The organism is Segatella paludivivens DSM 17968 = JCM 13650 (assembly GCF_000373185.1).
GTDB lineage: Bacteria > Bacteroidota > Bacteroidia > Bacteroidales > Bacteroidaceae > Prevotella > Prevotella paludivivens.
Window position 1 is genome coordinate 120,852 of record NZ_KB890684.1, and the last position, 22,900, is coordinate 143,751.

Annotated in this window: 18 protein-coding genes and 1 pseudogene; 11 read left to right on the forward strand and 8 right to left on the reverse strand. The window is 33.8% G+C overall.

Annotated features, from left to right (window positions below):
• Positions 1–5: 5 nt before the first annotated feature.
• Positions 6–305, reverse strand: coding sequence for a helix-turn-helix domain-containing protein (locus B045_RS0112780; RefSeq protein WP_018464657.1), 300 nt, complete (start codon positions 303–305; stop codon positions 6–8).
• A gap of 110 nt (positions 306–415) precedes the next feature.
• A complete protein-coding gene (locus tag B045_RS0112785; protein ID WP_018464658.1) occupies positions 416–871 on the reverse strand; it encodes an AraC family transcriptional regulator in 456 nt (151 codons plus the stop codon).
• Between the two features lie 432 nt (positions 872–1,303).
• Between B045_RS0112785 and B045_RS0112790 the strand changes: the two genes are divergently transcribed.
• The 4 genes from B045_RS0112790 to B045_RS0112805 all read left to right on the forward strand — a co-directional run bounded on the left by B045_RS0112790 (position 1,304) and on the right by B045_RS0112805 (position 3,550).
• On the forward strand, positions 1,304–1,840 hold the full coding sequence (locus B045_RS0112790; protein WP_018464659.1) for a nitroreductase family protein: 537 nt from the start codon (positions 1,304–1,306) through the stop codon (positions 1,838–1,840).
• Between the two features lie 229 nt (positions 1,841–2,069).
• The gene (locus B045_RS0112795; RefSeq protein WP_025883358.1) at positions 2,070–2,273 is read left to right on the forward strand and encodes a helix-turn-helix transcriptional regulator; all 204 of its coding nucleotides are present in this window, start codon (positions 2,070–2,072) and stop codon (positions 2,271–2,273) included.
• A gap of 4 nt (positions 2,274–2,277) precedes the next feature.
• Entirely contained in the window at positions 2,278–2,616 is a 339-nt protein-coding gene (locus B045_RS0112800) for a HipA N-terminal domain-containing protein (RefSeq protein ID WP_018464661.1), read from the forward strand.
• On the forward strand, positions 2,609–3,550 hold the full coding sequence (locus tag B045_RS0112805) for a HipA domain-containing protein (RefSeq protein ID WP_018464662.1): 942 nt from the start codon (positions 2,609–2,611) through the stop codon (positions 3,548–3,550). The genes B045_RS0112800 and B045_RS0112805 overlap by 8 nt, the downstream gene beginning before the upstream one ends.
• Before the next feature lie 57 nt (positions 3,551–3,607).
• On the opposite strand, the gene B045_RS0112810 is transcribed toward B045_RS0112805, so the two are convergent.
• The 5 genes from B045_RS0112810 to B045_RS0112830 all read right to left on the reverse strand — a co-directional run bounded on the left by B045_RS0112810 (position 3,608) and on the right by B045_RS0112830 (position 14,079).
• The gene (locus B045_RS0112810) at positions 3,608–5,182 is read right to left on the reverse strand and encodes an Rne/Rng family ribonuclease (protein ID WP_018464663.1); all 1,575 of its coding nucleotides are present in this window, start codon (positions 5,180–5,182) and stop codon (positions 3,608–3,610) included.
• A 224-nt stretch (positions 5,183–5,406) separates the two neighbouring features.
• Entirely contained in the window at positions 5,407–5,688 is a 282-nt protein-coding gene (locus B045_RS0112815; RefSeq protein ID WP_018464664.1) for an HU family DNA-binding protein, read from the reverse strand.
• Between the two features lie 248 nt (positions 5,689–5,936).
• Positions 5,937–8,789, reverse strand: coding sequence for a PD-(D/E)XK nuclease family protein (locus B045_RS0112820; RefSeq protein ID WP_018464665.1), 2,853 nt, complete (start codon positions 8,787–8,789; stop codon positions 5,937–5,939).
• A complete protein-coding gene (locus B045_RS0112825) occupies positions 8,786–12,019 on the reverse strand; it encodes a UvrD-helicase domain-containing protein (RefSeq protein WP_018464666.1) in 3,234 nt (1,077 codons plus the stop codon). Before B045_RS0112825 ends, B045_RS0112820 begins: the two co-directional genes overlap by 4 nt.
• Complete coding sequence (locus B045_RS0112830; protein ID WP_018464667.1) at positions 12,019–14,079, reverse strand: DUF5686 family protein; 2,061 nt, start codon at positions 14,077–14,079, stop codon at positions 12,019–12,021. The genes B045_RS0112825 and B045_RS0112830 overlap by 1 nt, the downstream gene beginning before the upstream one ends.
• Before the next feature lie 126 nt (positions 14,080–14,205).
• On the opposite strand from B045_RS0112830, the gene B045_RS0112835 reads away from it, so the two are divergent.
• Both B045_RS0112835 and B045_RS0112840 read left to right on the forward strand, forming a co-directional pair.
• Positions 14,206–15,696: a glycoside hydrolase family 10 protein gene (locus B045_RS0112835; RefSeq protein ID WP_018464668.1), complete on the forward strand. Its 1,491-nt coding sequence runs from the start codon at positions 14,206–14,208 to the stop codon at positions 15,694–15,696.
• Positions 15,697–15,761: 65 nt separating this feature from the next.
• Positions 15,762–16,595 (forward strand): RluA family pseudouridine synthase, encoded by an 834-nt coding sequence (locus B045_RS0112840; protein ID WP_238312049.1) that lies wholly within the window; start codon positions 15,762–15,764, stop codon positions 16,593–16,595.
• Positions 16,596–16,752: 157 nt separating this feature from the next.
• On the opposite strand, the gene B045_RS0112850 is transcribed toward B045_RS0112840, so the two are convergent.
• Complete coding sequence (locus B045_RS0112850; RefSeq protein ID WP_018464671.1) at positions 16,753–19,131, reverse strand: TonB-dependent receptor; 2,379 nt, start codon at positions 19,129–19,131, stop codon at positions 16,753–16,755.
• A 244-nt stretch (positions 19,132–19,375) separates the two neighbouring features.
• Between B045_RS0112850 and B045_RS15380 the strand changes: the two genes are divergently transcribed.
• The 5 genes and pseudogenes from B045_RS15380 to B045_RS14740 all read left to right on the forward strand — a co-directional run.
• Positions 19,376–19,534 (forward strand): hypothetical protein, encoded by a 159-nt coding sequence (locus tag B045_RS15380; RefSeq protein WP_018464672.1) that lies wholly within the window; start codon positions 19,376–19,378, stop codon positions 19,532–19,534.
• An 877-nt stretch (positions 19,535–20,411) separates the two neighbouring features.
• A complete protein-coding gene (locus B045_RS15470; RefSeq protein WP_169400989.1) occupies positions 20,412–20,588 on the forward strand; it encodes a hypothetical protein in 177 nt (58 codons plus the stop codon).
• Positions 20,589–20,611: 23 nt separating this feature from the next.
• The gene (locus B045_RS0112865; protein ID WP_018464674.1) at positions 20,612–21,652 is read left to right on the forward strand and encodes a nucleotidyltransferase domain-containing protein; all 1,041 of its coding nucleotides are present in this window, start codon (positions 20,612–20,614) and stop codon (positions 21,650–21,652) included.
• 2 nt (positions 21,653–21,654) lie between these two features.
• On the forward strand, positions 21,655–22,605 hold the full coding sequence (cap12, locus tag B045_RS0112870) for a CBASS system CD-NTase-associated NAD(+) hydrolase Cap12 (protein ID WP_018464675.1): 951 nt from the start codon (positions 21,655–21,657) through the stop codon (positions 22,603–22,605).
• 108 nt (positions 22,606–22,713) lie between these two features.
• Positions 22,714–22,900: pseudogene (locus B045_RS14740) on the forward strand (IS256 family transposase); the annotation flags it as partial.

Below are 22,900 nucleotides of genomic sequence, written 5' to 3' on the forward strand. Positions count from 1 at the left end.
TATCTTTATGATTTAGCTCTCTGTTTAGGAAGTAGCTTCGCATCTTGCAGTTTTCGTCCAAGTACATCATCTTTGGCTAAAGCAAGAATATCAGGATCAAGTCCTAATGCAATGAGTACTCTAAAGTAGCTACCCATGGCAACAGATTCATCGCCAGCTTCAATCTTAACGATTGTATTGCGTCCAAGTGAAGTGCGTTGCGCCATCTCTTGTGATGTGATATTACGACGAAGACGAGCTAACCTAATTTGGTTTCCCATCTCTTGCAATGATCTTTCTTGTTTTGGTAATAACGGACGTTTCATATCGAATAATGTTTATTATTGTGTGCAAATATAGTTATATTGTTTGAAATATCAAACATTATTGATATTTGTTTTGTTTTAATAAAGAAAAATATACCTTGCATACTTATCTACACAATAGGCACGCATAGCTCGCATAAGTGCTTTCTAATCATTTTCATAGCATATCGCTCAATGATCGGTCTTGAAAAATCTAGAGTATATCCAAGTGTTGATATTTCCGTAAACATTGTCGACCAAGCCTGTTGTATGGATTTAGTGGTATGAGCAACAGTAAATACACAATATTTGCCACCATTAAGTTTCCTGGTAAGAACACCGTTATCATCTGTATGAAAATCATTTGAAACAACTAAACAGGCATCATAACGACAACTTTCAGGTGCAGTTACTTCAGGATTGTCTAGGGCGATGCCTAATATAATAGAATCGTCGTTTAGGCAGTTTGTTTGTTTTGCCCATGACTTCAATTGTTCCATCACAGCTTTGCATTCTATGCCGTAAGCTCCGGTTCTTCTCATATAAGCTATTGTGCAAGGCTGCATTGTTTCAGTTCTTGTATCCATTTTAATTTATCTATAATTATTTCTGCAAATGTATAACATAATATTATCTGCGCAAAATGAATTTTAAAATAATTTAAATAGTATCGACGAATCAGTACCACTGTATCACTTGAATCTGTATCAACGTTCATTTTGCTTCTATCCATTCAGTTAAACTACTTATCATTGCACAGAGTAAGGCAGAACTAAACAGTATGGTACTGATATAGCGCTATCGTCAAAAAATGTGTCAATTACGTGAAAAATTCCTCCAAAAGAGGTATGTTTTCAGATTTTGTTGCTACTTTTGCTATGTCAGTAGTTTGCTATATTAGTTTATTTCGCAGCACTAAGATAGATGAAATTTCTGGCATGATCAAGTGTAAGTAAACTTTTGTATATCAAACACTTGCGCTATTTATAAATAAAAACACTGCGGAATTAAGGATAAATATGAAAGCAATAGAGAATAGAAGAAGCATAAGAAAATACAAAGACCAACCAATTGATGAAAAATTGCTTCTTGAGATAATTAGAAATGCATCACTCGCACCTTCAGGAAATAATACACAACCTTGGAATTATATTATTGTTGATAATCTTGAAACGAGAAAGGAAATATCTATTGTTTGTCATAATCAAAAATGGATGAATACTGCGCCTGTTTTTATTGTATGTGTTGCAGACATTAAGTGTAGAGTAAAAGAAACTGAGAAAATAAATTTGGATGAGGAAACAAGTATTTTTGAATTAAAACAAATAATTAGAGATACAGCAATATCTATAGAACATTTAGTTATAGAGGCAACAGAGCAAGGCTTAGGGACTTGTTGGGTAGCATGGTATGAGCAAAAAGAAATAAGACCATTATTAGGAATACCAAATGATAAATTTGTTGTTGGAATAATAACGATTGGGTATTCAGATGAGCATCCAAAACAAAGACCTAGAAGGAATATAGAGGATATAATACATAGAAATAGATGGTAGGGTTTCTTGCCTTATACTAACAAATAGGAGGGGAGTGAAGCGCAAAGATTATATTGTTGATTTCACTTGATTGACTTTCAACAGCAAGTATTCCTGGTAACCGTATGTTTGTTTAATAATATATCATTTCGGGTATATTGTTATGAAATATATAATAAAATATACCCATTGTGGTATAAAATCAAAAATAACTTGTATATTTGTACCCGAAATGATATAATATATGGTTATGAATAATTTATCACCTATAGTAAAATCACTGCGTAAGCAGTATAACATAACACAGGAAGAACTTTCGTTGAAGTCGGGTGTTGGTTTACGCTTTGTTCGAGATTTAGAACAGGGTAAAGAATCGTTGCGTTTGGATAAAGTTAATCAGTTGCTTAATTTCTTCAACTACGAAGTAACAGCAACTCCAAAAGTAAAGCCATAGAATTATGAGACAAGCCAATGTATATTATAAAAATATGCTGTCAGGGGTCTTGACAGAAAGCGATGAAGGTTATGAATTCTGTTACCTTTCAGACTATTTGTCGTTGGAAAATGCTAAACCAGTGAGTTTGACATTACCTTTGCAAGAACAGACCTTTAAAAGTAGTGTGTTGTTTCCATTCTTTGACGGATTGATACCTGAAGGATGGTTGCTTGATATTGCTACTCGTAACATGGACATTAGCATATTGGATCGTATGTCTCTCTTATTGGTTTGTTGTAAGGATTGTATCGGAGCAGTAAGCATTGAAGCTATTCAAGAAAAGGAGGAAGGTCATGTGTAAATGTTTGTATTGTTATAAGCCACTTAAGAAAGGCGAAAAAGATATGCATCCTGGTTGTATAGCAAAGTTTTTCGGAACTACTGTTATGCCAACTTTGGATTATACAACTGAGCATTTGGAAGAACTTGCAAAACAGGTGATACAAGACCAAACATCTCTTACGGGTGTTCAGTCTAAGTTATCTTTGAATTTAAATGAGCATGAGGGTAGTAACAGATTGACTATTGTGGGGTTATGGGGCGGATATATCTGTAAACCACAGACAACAACCTATGAACAAATGCCAGAAGTAGAGGATCTAACAATGCACCTTGCAGAGTTGGCCAAGATTCAAGTAGTACCTCATACATTGATGCGAATGGCAGACAGATCTATCTGTTATTTTACGCGACGTATTGACAGAACTTCGGATGGTGAAAAGTTGGCTATGGAAGATATGTGTCAACTCACGGAGAGACAAACTGAGCATAAGTATAAGAGTAGTTATGAACGCATTGGAAAAGCTGTGATTCAGTATTCATCTGTTCCTATCATGGATGTAACCAATTTCTTTGAAATAGTATTATTCTCATGGCTGGTTGGTAATAACGATATGCATCTAAAGAATTTTTCGCTGTATGAACCAGAAGAGAATGTAATTCGTTTAACACCAGCTTATGATTTGCTTAATGCAATAATTGTCAATCCAAAGGATGATGAAGAGATGGCCTTGACTTTGAACGGGAAAAAGAAAAAACTGAAGAAAGACGATTTTATAAAATTCGCAGAAAGTCTAGGCATAGAAAAAATTATAGCAGGACGCCTTATCAATAAATATATAAAGCTTTTGCCTAAGTTTAAAGATCTTATTTTTGATTCTTTTTTGAATGAAGAATTGCAAAAGGACTATTTTAAGTTGCTGAACGAAAGACTAGATAGGCTTAGATTGAAATAATGATATTATTGAATACATAAAAAAATAAGCGTCACAGATAATCTGCAACGCTTATTTTTATTTTGTTTCTATTTCTTCTTTCATATCAATGAACTCGCCCTTGCTATCATAAAATTCATATTGCAAGAAAGCCAGTTTTTGAGAAGGAATGATATGCACACCAAATCCATATTTTAATTGCCATTTACGTTTCAAGGAAATTAATCCCTTGTCAATATATGCAGCAACATACGGATGAACATGCAAATAGAATTTAGAGACGCCAATCTTGTTGATTAGGTTGTCTATTTTTCTCTCAAGTTGATCTGTAAATAAAATGCTAGACTTTATTTTACCTGATCCATTACATGTAGGACAAGTCTCGTCAACATTAACGTCCATTGCTGGACGTACTCGCTGACGCGTAATCTGCATTAAACCAAATTTACTTAGTGGCAGAATATTGTGCCTTGCTCTATCTTTCTGCATATTTTTACACATGCGTTCATAAAGCATTTGTCTGTCTTCAGCCAAGTTCATGTCAATAAAATCGACGACTATGATTCCTCCCATATCTCTTAGTCTCAATTGTCTTGCCAATTCATCGGCTGCACCAAGGTTTACATCCAAGGCATTCGCTTCCTGTCCATTTTCAGATCTTGAACGATTTCCACTATTTACATCTACAACATGCAATGCCTCAGTATGCTCAATAATTAGATAAGCGCCATGCTTATAATTTATTGTCTTACCAAAGCTTGACTTAATCTGTTTTGTAACGTTGAAGTTGTCGAAGATTGGAACTTTACCTGTGTAAAGTTTAACAATACTAGCCTTATCAGGTGAGATAAGGGTTACGTAATGTTTTAGCTCTTCAAATACATCTTCGTCGTTAACATAAATATTTTCGAAACTAGGATTAAACAAGTCGCGTATCATCGCAATGGCTCTTCCTGTTTCTTCAAATGCTAATTGTGGTCGCTTTTGATTTTTTTGAACTTTTGCAATAGCGTCCTCCCAACGTTTTGCAAGCACTTTAAGTTCTGTATCAAGTTCAGCAACCCTTTTGCCTTCAGCTACGGTCCTAACGATAACACCGCAGTTTTTAGGCTTAATGCTGTAGATGAGCTGTTTTAGTCTGGCACGCTCTTCACCACTTTTAATTTTTGACGATACAGAAACCTTATCTCCAAATGGAATAAGAACTAAAAATCTTCCAGCAAAAGACAATTCTCCTGTGAGTCTTGGTCCCTTTGTCGAAATAGGTTCTTTAACAATTTGTACTAAAACATCTTGTCCAACAGTTAATGTCTGTTGAATGCTACCATCTTTTTTTAGATCAGGTTGCTTTGATGCTTTATTGAATAGAAAAGGTTTTCTTCTGTCACTGTCTACCTGTTTAAGGTATTTACTATAAGAGTTAAATTGACTACCTAAGTCAAGATAATGAAGAAAAGCGTCGCGTTCATAACCTACATCTACAAAGCAAGCGTTAAGTCCCGGCATGAGTTTCTTAACTTTTGCAGCATAAATGTTACCTACAGAAAAAGATGCCTGTCTTGGCTCATTCTGATACTCTACAAGGTTTTTGTCCTCCAGCAGAGCAATCGAAATCTCTTTTTCTCTAACGTCAATTACAACTTCGCTGGTCATTTTTTCTGTTAATCTTTTCTTAAGTTATACAAAGAGGGCATGTCACAGCTTCCTGGTGGATGCATTGACATGCCCCTAAGTCCCTAATAGGCTGCCGAGCGCTTATTTGCTCTTATGTCTATTCTTACGTAATCTTTTTTTACGCTTGTGAGTAGCCATCTTGTGGCCCTTCTTCTTCTTTCCGTTTGGCATAATTTTAAATTTTTTAAAATATAATGATTTAATTATTCATTCTTCATTAACTCAACAAATGACTTCGCTGGCTTAAAGCTTGGTAGATCATGAGCATCTATAGTCATGGTGGTATTCTTAAGAATATTGCGAGCGGTCTTGGCTGCTCTGTGCTTTATGACAAAACTACCGAACCCACGCAGGTATACATTTTCTTTTTTTTCAAGTAAACTGTTTTTGATAGTCTCCATGAAACCTTCAACAACAGCTGTAACATCTTTTTTCTGTACGCCTGTTGCTAAAGTGATTTCGTTAATGATATCCGATTTAGTCATTTGTATATCTGTATTTATTATTATTTTGTTGTATATTTTTATATGCTTTACCTTTTCAGGTTTGCAAATATACTAGTTTTTCGTTTCATATAAAAATTTATTGCTACTTTTTTGCGAATTCCAACACTCTTTTTTTTCAGAAGTGTTTAATTTTCATGCATTTAGCAATTCATTTCTATCAAAAAGTATATTGAATATTTCTTTGCAGCGTTGAATATATGTAAATATTTACGAATAATGTGATTCTATTAACCACATATAGACTTATAAATGCAAGTTTCGCATCGACTCTGATCTTCGGTTGGCAAAAAAGGTTTTGATGAATCAAAAATCTCTTCTGTCAATTGTTTCAGTCCGGCAACAAAATCTTCTTTAAATAGGGCTATATCCATAATTTTTTCTTTATTAAGAAGTAATGTAGGATCGTAATCCTTTGCAAGACTATGTTGAATAAAAAGCAAGGCAGGGCTTACTCTTATATTTTCAGGATTAATTTCCTTTTTATCCCTTATTATCAATGCATATAGCATAGATTGCAAGAAATAGCTAGTATGGTTACCAATTTTAGAAGGATCAAAAATGTCATCAATAGAGTTTACTATAGCTCTGTTGTTATTTCCTGTTTTATAATCAATTATTCTTATTCTATTATTTCCACCTTCATCAATTTCATCAATTCTATCGATATTACCATATAGTTCTATAGTCTTTTGCTCGTTGTCTGCATTTACGGTTAAATTCATACTAACCTTTTTTTCCAGTCCTAAAATTCTGAAAGGTGCTAATTTTATGTCTATTCTAATCATCTGTTTGAGATAATCAAGAATAACTTGTCTATTGATTATTTGAAGTCCATTATAATCAATTCTGATATTTTTAGGAATCTTGAAGAGTTCATCTTTGAATGCATCGTCGATTATTCTACTAAGTAGCCCCTCATTTTTCACATCATCCTCTAAGTCACTCTGATGAACAACAGAACTGTTTATATATTTCTGATAGAACAATTCTGCTGCCTTATGAAAAATATTACCGAATATGCGGTTATCAATTTCGTCATCTTCATTATCTGGTTGCTTTATTCCTGCTATGTATCTATAATAATATTGCAGCTGGCATCTCAAATAAACAGAAAAGGCAGTAGGCGACATCTTTTCTATAGATCTTATGACAGTCATCACCTTATCGTCTTTGATAATAGGTTCCTTTTTAGGGTTAAGGGGATTTTGATTTGCATTAACATTCACCTTTTGTATCTCATGATTACCTTCTACCATAAGCTGCATCATAAAGCGGCTCATTTCGCCCGTATTGGTATTACTTGTAGATTTATTGTACATTAGAGTAATATCAGTTGCCCTTTGCAGCAGACTATGAAAATAATATGAGTAGATGGCTACTTTATTGTCTATGGTGGTAAGTCCATAAGCCTTTCTGATAGAATAGGGGATAAAAGAGGAATCATTTACACCTTTAGGCATATTTCCCTCATTGCATGACAATACCAAAACATGGTCAAAATCAAGATTACGAGTTTCAAGTACTCCCATTATCTGAATACCAACCACTGGTTCTCCATGGAAAGGTATGCTTGTTGTTGATATAAGTTGATTTATTAGTTTGGTATATGTTTTTATATCTGCTTCAAGATCACCAGACTTTATTAAATCTCCCAATCTATTAAGCAATGTATACATTCTGAACAGTGATTCTTGCATTAAAGGATCGGATTCATTTTCTTGTGAAAAATTATTGCCGACAAGTTGTAATACTTCGGTTAACCAGATATTTAGAGAAAGAATATTCAGATTATCTTCTTTGAAAATCAAAGAAAGTCCTTCGTCTTTAGACAAATCAACTGAGGACTGATAAAATGTGCGCAGTTGTTTGTAATCATCCAGTATGTTTTGAGCTTTATCTGACACATATTTTATATAAGGATGTCGTAGCAACGTTTCAACCCATTTCATTCTGTATTTTCCATTGTCAGAGCGGTATCCCATTGTTCTTAGCGATATAAGCATCTTTACAAAAGAAGATACAGGAGACTGCTGTAGCGGATAACCTGTTGTAATATTAACATTTTCCACTTCAGAAGGGATACAATGTATGACTGTCTGTAAGAGTTTTTCGTCAGCTAATACAATGGCTGTTAGTTTACTATCTTTATACCTGTCGTTATCAGTCAACCATTTTGATATATATCTGGCTTGTATGTTTTCTGTAGTAGCACTAAGATATTTGATATCTTTTTTACCGTCCAAGTTATGATATATCTCAGAATTAGAAATATCAAGTTCGTTAGGGAAGTATTTTAGATACTGCCTAATATATGTACCGGCTTCATGATTGACAATACCACGTGATTTCATGAAATAGTCATCAAAATCCCAATAGAATTTTGCACGTCCCAACTTCATCAGTCTACTACACATTTCTTGTTCAACCTTTTGCATCATGTTGAAACCAACAAACAGGTAATTATCATATTTAAAGTCCAGAGATTCAGTTTCAACTACTTCACGATATAATGCGCCTTCATAGGCAATGTTTTGTGCTGCAAGTCGCTCTTTATAACTGTTATAAATATGGTCGAAATTACTCCATAGAGTTAGAAACTTACGTTTAATCTCAGAGTCTTGTTCTTCGCTAAAGTTACTAAAGAACTGTTTTAATATATCTTTCTGTGAATCTGTAAGATATGATAGATCATCAAACTCATGAATGTCCTTCAGATTGGCAAAGACTTTTTGCGAATCTGCCATATTCTTATCTATATCATCAAAATCAGCTAGCATCAATTGTCCCCAACCATAGAACATATCTAGGGTTTCATTCATCCCTGTGCATTCATTATATGTTTTATGCAAATCACAGATAAGTTTTATCTGTTCACCAACAGTCTTATCTGAATGATTACGGAACAAATCGCTAATTGTAATATAAGTAGGACTCCATATCGGCTTGTCAACCAATCTAGCCAGTTCCTCGTTAAGAAACAAAGCAGCACGTTTGTTTGGAAATACAACAGCTATACGAGATAGGTTGGTTCCATATTTCTTTATGATGTCTTCTGCAACGAAGTGTAAAAATGTTCTCATTTTATTTCAATTATATTTTTAGAGTAAATATACCACAAGTAACCATTTACATCTGAATATCCCATATCATGTAATAGTTGCATGTATTCCTTGACTTGAACCTTGTGTTCTTCTCTAGGTGCGGCAAACTTAAAATCGACAACAATCATCTTTTTGCCATCTGTCATAACTCTATCTGGACGCTTTGTCTCAACTTTGTTATTTTCAGGATTTACTTTTAATATAGCACATTCATTAAATACTTGCCATTTATCAGAAAACCACTCTTTAACTAATTTATTGTCAAAGCTATCACGAAGCATTTTCTGTAATTTATCTGAAGTTATATTATTGTCATAAACAACGCCTTCTTCTTCCAACTTTCTTAAAGAATAATCTATATCTTTTTCTGTCTTTATTTCAGAGAGAATTGAATGCATCACGTTACCGACATTTATAAATTCTTTTTTCTGTATAGCTTGTTCGTCTTCTATGCCAGCTTTAACAAATTCATCGCTCTTATTACTTTGTCTGAATTTTACATTGTTTCTATGGCTAGTGATACTTAACGTTTCGTTTTTTGAAACGCCTCTAAATATATTACCGTCATTAGCCTTTTCTTTTACAGACAAGTCTTGTGGTAATTCACCAAATTCAAACTCTATAGATTGTTGATAATCGTTGTAATCGCCAACAACCTGAGTCCCAAGGATCTTGCCAATATTACCTAAACATTCTTCTATAATAGCAGATCTAGTTGTGCCGTTTTTATCACGTTTGCCATATATATATAGCCCCATTTCTGCTCTTGTAAAAGCAACATATAGTAAATTTAGATTGTCTACCATATTCTGCAAGTGCTCATGCGCATAGTCTGCTTCATAAATAGATCCCATCATTTGTTTCTTACTGAAATCAATTGGAACGACAGGCAGCTCATTATATGGTGAAAGATTAGGCTGGCACCAAATCACATTATTCTTTTCAAGTTTCCAATCGCAAAACGGCATAATAACAAATCTAAATTCCAATCCCTTACTTTTATGAATTGTAATTAACCTAATACCATTTTCATCACTGCTTTGTATTGAACAATTGTGAATATTATCATCCCATTTAATTAAGAAATCTCTCAAATCGGGAATTCCGTCTTGCATATACTCACTAAGTTTATCATAGAAAGCACAAACGTATGCATTCTGGCTATCAAGAATACTTAAGTCAAAAATAGAGAATAGTTCCTCAGCTAAGTCCATCAATGGCAATCCCAATAGGGCATCCTTATTACTAAGAAATGTTTTTGGTAAAAGCGATTCTGAATATTCTGTTCCTTGAAATATATCATTATCTTTTAGTGTATTACCCTTAATTGATTTAATATATACTTTAACTAATGATGCTAATGCAATTTCATCATCCGGCATAGCCAGAACTTTCATTGCATAGACCATAATATTAACAGCCTGAGAAGCATCCAAATGAAAAGCCTCGTCAGATACCAATTGAACCTCAGGCATATTTTGCATGAAATAGTCACCAACAAGTCTTATAAGAGGATTGGTTCTTACTAGAATTGCAATATCCTTATCAGCTACACCTAAAGTTTTCAGCTCTCTCACTTTTTCTAGTGTTTGAGCAAGCATACTTTCAGTATAGTCCTCATCTGGTAATAACTTAATTTCAACTTTACCGATATTTTCTTTATCTTTATTTTCAGGAATTTGCTGTTCTACATCAGCATAAGCCTTTTTCATCTGTTCGGCTTCTTGCCCACAAATGTCTGATAACTCATTATATTCTACCTCACTAGCATATTTGAAAAATTCATTATTGAACTTTACTATATTTTTTGATGAACGATAGTTTGTTGCCAGGCTACATTCTGAGACTTCACCCTCACTGAATTGTTTGTCAATATCGTTTAGAAGTCTCCAATCTCCAGAACGCCATCGGTAAATGCTTTGCTTTACATCTCCAACGATAAGATTCTTACCTTGACGGCTCATCGTTTCTTTCAACAACACCTTGAAGTTTTCCCATTGTACAGTGCTGGTATCCTGGAACTCATCAATCATTATATTTTCAAGCTGTGCACCTATTTTTTCAAAGATAAATGGTGAATCAGAATCTTCTATCATCGAACTGAGCAATGTTTGTGTGTCGCTAAGCATAAAACGATTCACCTCATTATTCAATTCGGTTACTTTGTCACCTATACATCCCAAAAGACGCAACTGGCTGAGATGGCGTAGCGTAAGGTCTGCACTCTTATATAATTTAGCTTGCTTTATCCTTATGTTTTCTGCAGTATTAAGCATCTGCATCAATGTGTCGCATACTAAATCGTAAATAGGTTCACCTGGTTTAGCTAATTTTTTAACTACCCATTTCTCCGGAACAGATACTGCTTCTTGTGCTGTCTTATTAAATATTTTTTCATCATCAACAAAATCACCGCTTTTCAATTTAATGAAATATCCACAAGGACCTGAAGACTTGCGTGAAAAGTCATCTACAGAAAAGCCATTTGCCTCAAGAGTATCAAAGAAATTATCAGCAACCTCAGCCAGTTGTGTCTTTGCCTTATTTCTTATGCTCCTTAACTTTTGACTATAGTTCTTAAAGAAATCTTTTTGTTCAAGGATTTGTGAAAGTTCTTTCTGATTTTTCTTATAGTAGTCTTTGAATATATTTAAGCCGAAATTTTTGATCTGAGATATTACATTCCACGATTTGTCATCTTCTATATTTTCATGAATATAATCAAGTATCCAATATAATAGAAGCGAAGTTTCATCAAGACTTTCTATGAGTTCGTCAACAGCTTGTTGTTCAACTTGTGCATCATTAAGTTCAATCTTAAGATTAGCAGAAAGATCAAGTTCTTTTGCTAGATTTCTCAATACTGTCTGAAAAAACGCATCAATTGTCTCAACACGGAAATAATTGTAATTGTGTATTAGCAGTTGTAATGAAAACCATGCACGATCACGTATTTGCTGTTCGCTGAAAACAGATGTCTCTTTTATCTTTTCTAATAAAGTATCAGAGTTCTTCAATCCTTTTGCAATACCATACAAATCACTTAGGATTCGCATTTTCATCTCTTCTGTAGCCTTGTTAGTAAAAGTTACAGCAAGCGTTTGCCTAAAAGATTGAGGATTTTCCACTAATAGTTTGATATATTCTAAAGCTAAAGTGAAAGTCTTTCCTGAGCCAGCACTGGCTCTATATACTGTTAAATTTTTCATTACCAATGTCTAAATAGTTCAAAACCGAATTTACACCCAAACTCTTTTACTTGACCACTATCATTGCTGAGAAATACTCCCATAGAAAAGAGTCGGGTAGTAAACCCATATCCCAATTCTATATATGGTTTGCAATCTTGTGAACCAAGGATGCTGGCATAAACTCTTTCCATCTCTATAAAATGTCCAAGAATAGGAATATGTGCGCAAAATAGCAACTGATTCTCATACGTTATATTTGCGCGTGTATACCATTTGGAATCGTTATATTTATTTGAGTTAAGAAGTTCAAATTCTCCACTCCAATCATCATTCCAACCACCAGGGATATGATTTTCTCTGAAATTACTATAATCAAGGAAGTAAGTGTGTTCGCTTTTCAAAGTATAGAAACCACTTCCTAATCTCATTTGCAGGGATTCAAGTCGTTTTAATTTTAACTTCCATTGTGCGTCAAATTCCATTCTCTCGTAATTGATGTTACCACCAAGAAATCCTTTTATTCCACGTTCGTAGTCTACAGCTACACTCGGACCATTCCAACCGATAGGGCGGTATTGTAATTCCAGGAGTGGTGCTACAGAAATATATCCTTCAGGCATTCCTGCAAGTTTGTATCCTAGTTTATCAACCGCCAATCTGTTATGAAATATAACTCCTGCCTGTAAACCTATATAGTCATTAAAATCATAATTGTTCACAAACTTAAAGTATCTATCCTTGAAATAAATCATGTTTTCATGATTATTTATGATGGAATCTCCTAATATTTGTTGCGCCTTATCAAGCACTTTACTATTGCTTATCCAGTTGCCGTTTCCGAATTCAAATTCTAAGAAACCGTTTTTTCTCTTGTTATACCAAAAAATAGTAGGAATTGTATAATACAATTGCTTTTGCTTAAATGAATAACCGGCTCTAAAGCGTGTTGACAACAAGCTGTTAGGTGTAAACATATAGTTTAGTCTGACATCAACTCTATAAGTCAATCCACGCCGATGGTCGTACCCCATATAAAGAGGATTTAGAATAGGATTAATTTTTAGATAACCTTCATTATTCTTGCCGAAATTACTTTTTATTCTATTTACAACATTATCACCAACAATATCCCAGAGAACCTTTCTTATTTTATTCTCATTACTATTTACGTCAGCGGAATCAACAGAATCTTTCCTAGCATTTGTTACATCATCGATCTTGTAAAGTAATGATTCTTCAGAAGTAAGCGGCACGGGACGTACATGTGCAAGAATATCCTTTTGGTTTTTTATGCTATCTGATAGCAATTGCGGTAAACCATAAAAAGCTTGAAATTGTCCTTCGGTTACATTACCCAAGAATCGGAATCTGCATAAGAGTTTAACATCAGTTGGAAGTAATGACTTGATTCCGTCTTCACCCATGTTTATATCGAGAGAGAAATTAACCATATCATATTCCCCTTTCATGTTTGCACTAATAATTCTTCCAGAACTATAATCAACCAATGCCTGCCCCTTAATAAGTTGGGTGTTATTCATCTTTGGCTTAAAGTCAATTTTTGCAGTGCCATTAAGTAAAAAGGTAACAAGATATTTATAATAAATTCTGTTTGCAGAATTAAATGGTGATAATATATCTCCATTGAATATAGTTGAGCTATATATTTCTGGTGTAAGATACTTCAATACGGTGGTCATGGTATTCCTATTATGTGGAATAGTTGACAACTCCGTAATTTTTTCTACGTCATAATTATTAAATCCTTTGAAATTTATCTTTTCATAAGTTTCACCTAGATATCTGCGCTTTCCTCCATGGGCAACCGACCACATAGTAGGAACAGCAAGCAAAGTTATGTTACGTTTCTTTACGAACAGTGAGTATTTGGTATAAGAATATGCGCTATATTTGGGTATATTGACGGTGTCAATACTACTTTCGTATTTGAAAATTCGATTAAGCAACATTTTATCAGGACGAGTTTTGTCGCTCGCCTTGACACTTGTTGTACTATACAGTATAATCAATATTACCGTAAAACATCTGATATATATGTTAGATAATCGTGTTTTCATTTTATCTTAGGGACAAAATTATAAAAAAGGCTTTAAAACACCAAATTTATGCATCTTTTTAATGAAGTTAGTTAGTATTCTTTCTTTTTTTAGTATTTTTGCATTTATAAAAATTATAATTATATAATGAATCGCAGATTACTATTTGTTTTTTTATTATCAGTGTTAAATATATCCGTGTTTCACGCTCAACAGAAAAGAGAATTCCGTGCAGCATGGATACAGTGCGTAAACGGACAATTTATAGGGCTTGGCACAGAAGGTATGCAACAAACACTAAGAAGTCAACTTGACGAGATGCAACGTGACGGTGTTAATGCAGTTATATTTCAGGTGAGGGCAGAATGTGATGCCCTATATCAAAGTAATTACGAGCCTTGGAGTAGATTTCTTACGGGGCAGCAGGGTGTTGCCCCACAACCATATTGGGATCCTTTGAAGTGGATGATAGACGAATGTCATAAAAGGGGTATGGAACTTCATGCATGGATAAATCCTTATCGTGCAAAGACAAAGACAACATCTGTTTTAGCATCCAGTCATATTGCAAATACAAATCCAGAACGTGTATTTCAATATGATAATCAATATATTTTAAATCCAGGACAACCAGAAAACAGAGAATATATTTGTAAGATAGCTACTGATATTACCCGAAGATATGATATAGACGGTTTTCACATTGATGATTACTTCTATCCATATCCAGCACCTGGGCAGACTATTCCAGATGATAAAGAGTTCCAAAAATATAATAATGGAATTAAAGATAGAGGAGATTGGAGACGATACAACGTTAATCTTTTTGTGAAACAATTGTCTGACAGCATACATGCCGTAAAACCTTGGGTTAAATTTGGAGTTTCTCCTTTCGGTATTTATAGAAACAAGAAAAGTTCTCCTATAGGTAGTCAAACAAGCGGACTGCAAAACTATGATGATTTGTATGCTGATGTTTTATTATGGGTAAATAATGGGTGGGTTGACTATTGCGTTCCACAATTATATTGGCAAGTAGGGCATAGCTCTGCCGATTATGAAGAACTAATTAAATGGTGGAACAAATATGCAAGTAACAGACCATTATATATTGGTGAAGACGTAGAAAGAACGGTTAAATTTGCAGATCCACAAAACCCACAGAGCAATCAATTGCCATATAAGAGACGTCTTCACGATGAGATGAAAAATGTAGATGGAACTGTGTTATGGTATGCAAAGTCATTTGTAGACAATATAGGTAATTATGCAACTACCATGCGTACAACATATTGGCGCAATCCTGCATTACAACCTCTTATGCCATTTATTGATTCAAAAGCTCCTAAAAAGCCTCGCGGGGTTAAACCTGTTTGGACAAAGGATGGTTATGTGCTTTTCTGGCGTGCTCCAAAAGGAAAGAATTGGGATGATGTAGCTTCTAAATATGTTGTATACAGATTTAATAATGGTGAAGATATTGATATATCTAATCCGTCAAAAATAGTAAGTATTACACCTGAAACTTTCTACAAACTGCCATATGAAGATGGTAAAACAAAATATACATATATTGTTACTGCTCTTGATAAAATGAGTAATGAAAGTAAGATAGTAAAGAAGAAAATCAAATTGTAAAGATGATAAAAAACAATTATAATCGCCCGGGTGAATACGACTATTATGTCGTTGAACATAAAGGGATGTTGTTGGAATGGCTCTTGGAAAATGTCAAAGGAATGAGTAAGTCTAAAATAAAGTCTACTCTTCAAGGTCGTGGCATAAAAGTTGAGAAAAAGATAGTTACTAGATTTGACTATCCTTTAACTGAGGGTATGAAGATAACTGTAAGTAAGACAAAACAAAATAATAATACTTTTAAAAGCCGATATCTTAAGATCGTATATGAAGATCAATATCTTGTCGTTATAGAAAAGAATATTGGTATATTATCAATGGCAGCTGGTCACTCATCACTAAATGTTAAAACAGTCCTTGATGATTATTTCAAAAGAAGTAATCAAAAATGTAGTGCTCATATTGTTCATCGTCTAGATCGTGACACGAGTGGACTGATGATATATGCTAAAGATAAGGAAACAGAAATGCTGCTTGAAGAAGATTGGCATAACATTGTGTTTGATAGAAGATATGTAGCCGTGGTATCTGGAGAAATGGAACAGAATGAAGGCACTATTGCTAGCTGGTTAAAAGATAATAGTGCATACGTAACATATTCTTCTCCGGTAGATAATGGTGGAAAATATGCTGTTACACATTTTCACGTGTTAAACAGAACTACAGATCATTCACTTGTTGAATATAAACTGGAAACTGGTAGAAAAAATCAGATTAGAGTACATTCAGCCGATATGGGTCATCCTGTATGTGGAGATATAAAATATGGTAATGGAGATAATCCTATAAAAAGATTATGTCTACATGCTTATGTGTTATCATTTTATCATCCAGTAACGCATGAACCTATGAATTTTGAAACTCCTATTCCCCCACATTTTCGTCACATTTTTAAATAGCATATATGGTACATAATTTTGGATATTTTATCTTTATACTTATTGCGATAGTAGTAGGAATAATTACGATTAAAAAGGTTACAGGTTGCCTTATAAAAGGCATTATTGGCGTTGTATTAATTGCAATATTAGCCCTGTTATACTTTTTATATTTCAGTTAAAACTCAAATGTAATTTTTGTATTAAGTAATCTACCTGAAAGGTAATTTGGTACAGCATATTGCTGGTTAGTGACATCTGTTATCCAGTAATAACTGTTGACATTATTTATTCCAAAAAGATTAAGACACTCTATACCAAGCCAAATGTTTTTAAAGACATTTGGCTTTTCTTTGTTTATATTAGATAGAAGTCTGTAACTCATACCAATATCGGCTCGTTTATATGCAGGAGCTCTAAACGAACTGCGGCCATATTCATTATGTGGAGTAGAAAAAGGCAAACCATCAGCGTAACTCAATGATAGCGACATCTTCCATTTATCCGTTCCTGGGAAGTAGTCGGTATAAAACAAATTGATTGCGTATCGTTGGTCTGTAGGTAAGGGGATGCTATAACCCTGAAGATTCATTTTGGTATCCATCAATGATAGCGTAATCCATGAATTAGTATTTGGTACGAATTCACCATATAGTTTGAAGTCTATGCCTGCAGCGTGTCCTGAAGCCTCATTACGTCCATCATATACCACCTTTACATTATTCACCGAGTAGGGGATAAGATTGCTTAGTATCTTGTAATAAGCATCAGCACTAAACTTGAATGGTCTATTAGCAACATTGAAGCGGTAATCCATTCCTGCAATAATATGTATAGACTTCTGACTTTTAATTTTGTTATTCAACGAAACTGTAGTTATTCCGTTAGTGCTTGTTGTGTCGCGTAGTTCCTTGAAGAAGGGGGCTTGATAATACACGCCAGTTGCTAGTCGTAATGTAATGTTCTTGTTAAAAGATGGGATTACTATCAATGATAGTCTTGGAGAGAATATTGTTTCTTTATTATAATTCCAATGACTTATTCTAGCACCATAATTTAGTGTAAAGAAGGTATTTTCATTGGCACTAGAGAACTTCCATGTATCTTGAATATAACTTTCAGTACGTTGTGAATTAATCTTATTGTTTGCGTTTAAAGAGTAAATCATATTTAGGTCGGTTCCCGTATGTGGTATGCTGTAACCACTTGAATCCCTCATTTCATACTCATTACTGTATTCTTTGATGTGTTCATCCTTTAATGTTATTCCTGCCTCAATATTGTGTTTCTCAATATGATGTTTGAATATTAACTTAAGCATATTAACATTAGCCTTTAAATAGTTCCTTGCATGCTCAAAAAAAGTACCGACTCCTAGATTCTCCTGACTTTCGGTTTGTGTAAGCCAATATTGACTTTGTATATCATATTGCTCCTTTTCATTTGATGTGAATGATGAAGCTATTAATGAAATACTGCTAGTAGGGGAGAATTGCCTCGTTATTCCAAATGTAGCGCTAGTAGTTTTAAATATATCATTCTCCTGACCGTCAAAATACACATTAAATGATTTCACATTATCCATTGTGCCGAATGTAGTCTCACGGGTCTTGGGATAAAAATTATAATGGTTGCTATTATAGTTTCCTATGATATCAAAGCTCCATTTTGAATTCGGTCTATAAGAAAAATATGTTTGATAATCTGTGAAATTCGGTCTATATTCACCTGATGTTTGAAGTGAATTAAGTAAAAAGCGATTATTATTATATCTAAAGCTGTTTGTCCATGAAAATTTCTTATTACCGAATCCAATATATGCATCGGCAGACATTAGACTTGCGGATACAACAGATTCAAATTTCTCAGGCTTTTTATAGGTTATATCAAGAACTGAAGACATCTTATCACCATACTTTGCTGTAAAACCACCATTTGAGAAGTCTATATTCTCAACCATATATGGACTAATCACCGATAAGCCTTCTTGCTGTCCACTTTTTATAAGGAAGGGACGATATATTTCATTGCCATTAATATAAATACTATTCTCATCAAAGGAGCCACCTCTTACGTTATATTGTGATGAAAATTCACTGTGTGTTGATACACCTGATTGTAATTGAACAAGTTTTTCAACAGTATTTGAATTGGCGCCAGAATTAAGATTCTGCAAATCGGTTTTCTTTAGATTCTGTAATGAACCAGATTGTATTTTCTGCCCTGTAACTTCGACGGTTTCTAATGTGTTGTCATTTGGATACATAGTAACCAACAATGTTTGTTTCCCTCTAGGTCTGATTAAAACTTTTGTCTTGGTCTTATATCCAATCATAGAAAACTTAACACTTACACTATCAGCAGAAGATAATGAAATAGAAAATTCTCCTTTAGAAGAAGTCAAAGCTAATTTACCCTGATTCACTACTGAAACAGACGCAAATTCTATTGGATTATTGGCTGCGTCAAGAACTCTTCCATGAAGAAGAAAACTTTGCGCGTCAATATTCAGCACAAATCCAATTGATATTATAAGTAGGAATAACTTTAACCTCATATACTATATACAAACGAAAATCACATTCGATTATTGTATATGGGGTAGTAATGGTGATAACATCAACTCTACCAGTAAGAGCTGTTTGATGTCACTTACAATATAATGTAGCAAACTCTTTATTTATACTTATGCTTGATTGAAGAAAAGGCAAAATTTATATCGAACAATCAAAATGCTAGTTTAGGCTCGTAAATGATTTGCCAAGCCGGTAGTCTCTCTGTTAAAATGGAAATTTGTTCGTTTGGATGTTCTTACATCTAATATACCTGCTTATAAAATTTACAAACATATTCGTTTTGAGTATTATGGCAAACAATATATATATTATGGTGGTCAGGTTAAGGAGACTGTTATGAATTATCGCCAGGCATTGATTGCCGACGTGATTAATATGAATTAATACTTCTTCAGATTAAGAACTTTGAGCTGCTTACTTGTGGTCTAAAGGAGTTAGTGTATATTTTCTTAGAGAAACTAGAAACTAAGAAATAATACGATAAACTTTTTTAAGATCTCCTGATAAGAACTATTTTGCTTTATTTGTCTGTGTCATCACTTTTATTGACCGCAAGAAGGCACTGCAGATATATAAGAATTTTATCAAGAGGTATGACCCCACATCAACTAAAGCTACTCTACGTAAGAGCATCCATTATTACGTGGACACGAATGGCGACATTGAAACTCGTAACTTTCTATAATTCCCACTGAAAGAAATCAAGTGCCGCAACATCTTTGGCGATTAGTTCAATGATTTACGATAATTTGTGCAGATGGTCAATGAAATGATTCTGACATAGGTATAAGCCATATTATAATATAGCTTATAAGGAAAAATTTAAATTTTTCTTTTTAAATTGTGTAGAATGACCGCATGTTTTGTATTATATTTGTATCGCAATGCAAATACTACGAAAGATGAATAAGCTGTTGATGACAGAAAACTGACATATTGACAGAACTAATTAACTGTTATCTGTTTGTCGAAAATTTAACTCATAATAATTTAATTATTATAAGGTGTAATTGAAGATAAATCATGACACATGTGTCATTGAAAAGGCGACATAGGCTTGTTTAAAGCATAATTTATGATGTTATTACTGTTTCTTAGAAATGGCACAGTCCTTGCCTATGTAATATAAGTTGATCTAATTCTCATAATCCACCACTAAAAAATGAGAATTCCTCTTGAAGCTTCTTAAATGAAACACAGAATTTATTGTTAATTGCCATGTTAACTCATGACTATATTTTTACTTAAAATTTAAATGCATATGGCAAAAAATCAGCCAATTGGGGACGGACATAGAATAGGAGCCGTCAAAAACAGAACACAGGTTTATAACCAAACTACTGACCTTTGGATAAAGAGAGGTCCTGATGGTAGGTTTATGGATTGTAAAACCAGTTGTGGCAAATTCAAAGGCGTTAGAAGAGAGAATAATTGCTAGTCTAATATCTTAAAATTTTTATTATGTCAAATATAAATTATACAAATCATATCACTCGAATTAATAGTCGCTATAATCCCGATAATAATCGTATCGTAGAGAATCGCACCTTTAGTGCGACGTCTGATGATCCAATAGAGGCTGCAAAATATGTTCATATGGCTATGCGCGAAGTCGATGAAACTTATACTCGTATAACTAGGGATGCAGGAGATGCAGTAAAAAAAATCCTAAGTGCTAAACTATCTGATGTGGATTTTGAGTATCAAGGTTCAGTTATGACAGATACCCACATTAAAGGATACAGTGATATCGACTTACTTACAATATGTAATAGGTTTAATCATACAGAGATTTCCAAGGTGAGAGAGGCTATAAACAATTCATGGCATTATAATATATCACAACTTGATAATTTGAAAAATTATAATAACAGCTTTTATCCGTATCAAGGCAATGCTCGAGCTGATTTAAGGAAACTCAGGTTAGATAACGAAAGCCTCCTTAATAGTACTTATACAATTTGTGATACAACAAAGCCTAAGGCTATAAAAATTACAAATCAGCATTTGCACCGAGATGTTGATATCGTAACGTCAACATGGTACGACTCTTTAGAATATGTTCTCAGTGGAAATGATCAAAAGCATCGTGGAATTAAGATATACCAAAAGGATACTGATTCTGAAACAGAACCAGATTACCCATTCTTGGGTATATCAATGATAAATGAGCGTAGCTCATTTACTAATGGTAGATTAAAACGTATGATTCGTTTTTTGAAGAACGTACGCAGTGATGCAGATGCTGAAATAAAACTTACAAGTTTCGATATTAATGCCATCTGTTATAATATTTCTCCGAAAGAGTATCTATTAATGGATTATAAACAACTAGTATTTCTTTTATGGAACAAAATGTATCACTTATGTAATAATGAAGAAATTGATGATTTAAAATCTGTTGTAGGTACTGAATATGTTTTCCGCAATAAACCTGAAAAAGTAAGTGCACTCAGACTCTTAGAAAATGAGGTATGGGAGATTTATAACGAAATAAAATAATTATGAAACCTAGAATTTTTATTGGTTCCTCTTCTGAGGGATTGAGCGTTGTTAAATTAGTAAAAGACTTCTTTGAGCCAGATTACGAGTGTGTCGTTTGGAATGAAGATGTTTTCAAGGAAAATGAAAACTTTCTAGAGACTCTTTTAAAGTCAGCTAGTCTATTCGATTTTGGTTTCATGATTTTTACGGCTGATGATTTATCGGAAGTTAGAACTGAGATATTTGAAGTTCCTAGGGATAATGTTCTTTTTGAATATGGTCTTTTCCTTGGTCGCTTAGGGGCAAATAAAGCTTTCATTATTCAAGATCGTAACATAAAACTCCCTTCAGACTTGTTAGGAATCACTATTTCTAATTATCAGACTATAAAGGATGCTGATGGTAAAAATGTGCCAGATTGGGATAATTTGCATGGAGCTTTAGACCGTTTGAAAAAACGTTTAGACGAGAGTCTTCGTTTAGGAACTCTAGGAATGTTACCATCAACTGTAGTGGCAATTTCTTATTTTGAGAATTTTGTTACGCTGGTCGCTGAATGGATTAAAAATTATGAGCCAAAAATTGAAATTAATGGTGTTGTGTATAAATCTGCAAAGCTAAAAATTGTTATTCCATCAAATTTGGATGCAGATATAAAGAAACGTGCAACTATTTTTTACAAGAAGAAAGGGCTTGAGGATAGCGAAATGGAAACTGTTCACCGATTATTTCCAATCCATGTAAGTTCAAAGGGAGATGGTGACCAACTGGTTATCTACGATATGCCAACTATTCTTAATGGTATCGATAAAGCCATTAACATGTATTTTAGGGTTGGCCATATAGGGAAGAGCTCGGAACAACAACTTACAGAAGAACACGAATTAAATAACTTCGTAAGAGTGCTTAGATTGTTGATCGAACAAGATGCTTTCTGCAAAGAATGTGTTGAAATCGGAATAGAAGAATAAGATTCATCCGATATTTTGAGTGATGGAGGATGTCATTTCAACTGTGTCATGAGTTAATACAATAAAAAGTATTAATCGCTGTTTTTACAGTATAATAATGTTATCAAAATGACACAAGAAGAGTATTCTGAGATGTTATCTCAGGCAAAAGATCAGTTTAAGAGTGGCACCGCCTTGTTTGGTAAAGATGGTGCTTTTCACCGTGTATTGGAAGATTTTCTTAATGCCGCTCTTGAAGGAGAGTTGGATAATCATCTTGAGGCAACCAAGCCTTTGAATAAAACCAATCGTCGTA

Bases quoted from the DNA above. Each gene is read 5' to 3' on its own strand.
- B045_RS0112825 (WP_018464666.1), bottom strand. From the start codon at position 12,019: ATGAAAAATTTAACAGTATATAGAGCCAGTGCTGGCTCAGGAAAGACT.
- cap12 (WP_018464675.1), top strand. From the start codon at position 21,655: ATGAAACCTAGAATTTTTATTGGTTCCTCTTCTGAGGGATTGAGCGTT.
- B045_RS15470 (WP_169400989.1), top strand. From the start codon at position 20,412: ATGGCAAAAAATCAGCCAATTGGGGACGGACATAGAATAGGAGCCGTC.
- B045_RS0112835 (WP_018464668.1), top strand. From the start codon at position 14,206: ATGAATCGCAGATTACTATTTGTTTTTTTATTATCAGTGTTAAATATA.
- B045_RS0112840 (WP_238312049.1), top strand. From the start codon at position 15,762: ATGTTGTTGGAATGGCTCTTGGAAAATGTCAAAGGAATGAGTAAGTCT.
- B045_RS0112865 (WP_018464674.1), top strand. From the start codon at position 20,612: ATGTCAAATATAAATTATACAAATCATATCACTCGAATTAATAGTCGC.
- B045_RS0112795 (WP_025883358.1), top strand. From the start codon at position 2,070: ATGAATAATTTATCACCTATAGTAAAATCACTGCGTAAGCAGTATAAC.
- B045_RS0112805 (WP_018464662.1), top strand. From the start codon at position 2,609: ATGTGTAAATGTTTGTATTGTTATAAGCCACTTAAGAAAGGCGAAAAA.
- B045_RS0112830 (WP_018464667.1), bottom strand. From the start codon at position 14,079: ATGAAAACACGATTATCTAACATATATATCAGATGTTTTACGGTAATA.
- B045_RS0112780 (WP_018464657.1), bottom strand. From the start codon at position 305: ATGAAACGTCCGTTATTACCAAAACAAGAAAGATCATTGCAAGAGATG.
- B045_RS0112800 (WP_018464661.1), top strand. From the start codon at position 2,278: ATGAGACAAGCCAATGTATATTATAAAAATATGCTGTCAGGGGTCTTG.
- B045_RS0112810 (WP_018464663.1), bottom strand. From the start codon at position 5,182: ATGACCAGCGAAGTTGTAATTGACGTTAGAGAAAAAGAGATTTCGATT.
- B045_RS0112820 (WP_018464665.1), bottom strand. From the start codon at position 8,789: ATGAGAACATTTTTACACTTCGTTGCAGAAGACATCATAAAGAAATAT.
- B045_RS0112815 (WP_018464664.1), bottom strand. From the start codon at position 5,688: ATGACTAAATCGGATATCATTAACGAAATCACTTTAGCAACAGGCGTA.
- B045_RS0112850 (WP_018464671.1), bottom strand. From the start codon at position 19,131: ATGAGGTTAAAGTTATTCCTACTTATAATATCAATTGGATTTGTGCTG.
- B045_RS0112785 (WP_018464658.1), bottom strand. From the start codon at position 871: ATGGATACAAGAACTGAAACAATGCAGCCTTGCACAATAGCTTATATG.
- B045_RS0112790 (WP_018464659.1), top strand. From the start codon at position 1,304: ATGAAAGCAATAGAGAATAGAAGAAGCATAAGAAAATACAAAGACCAA.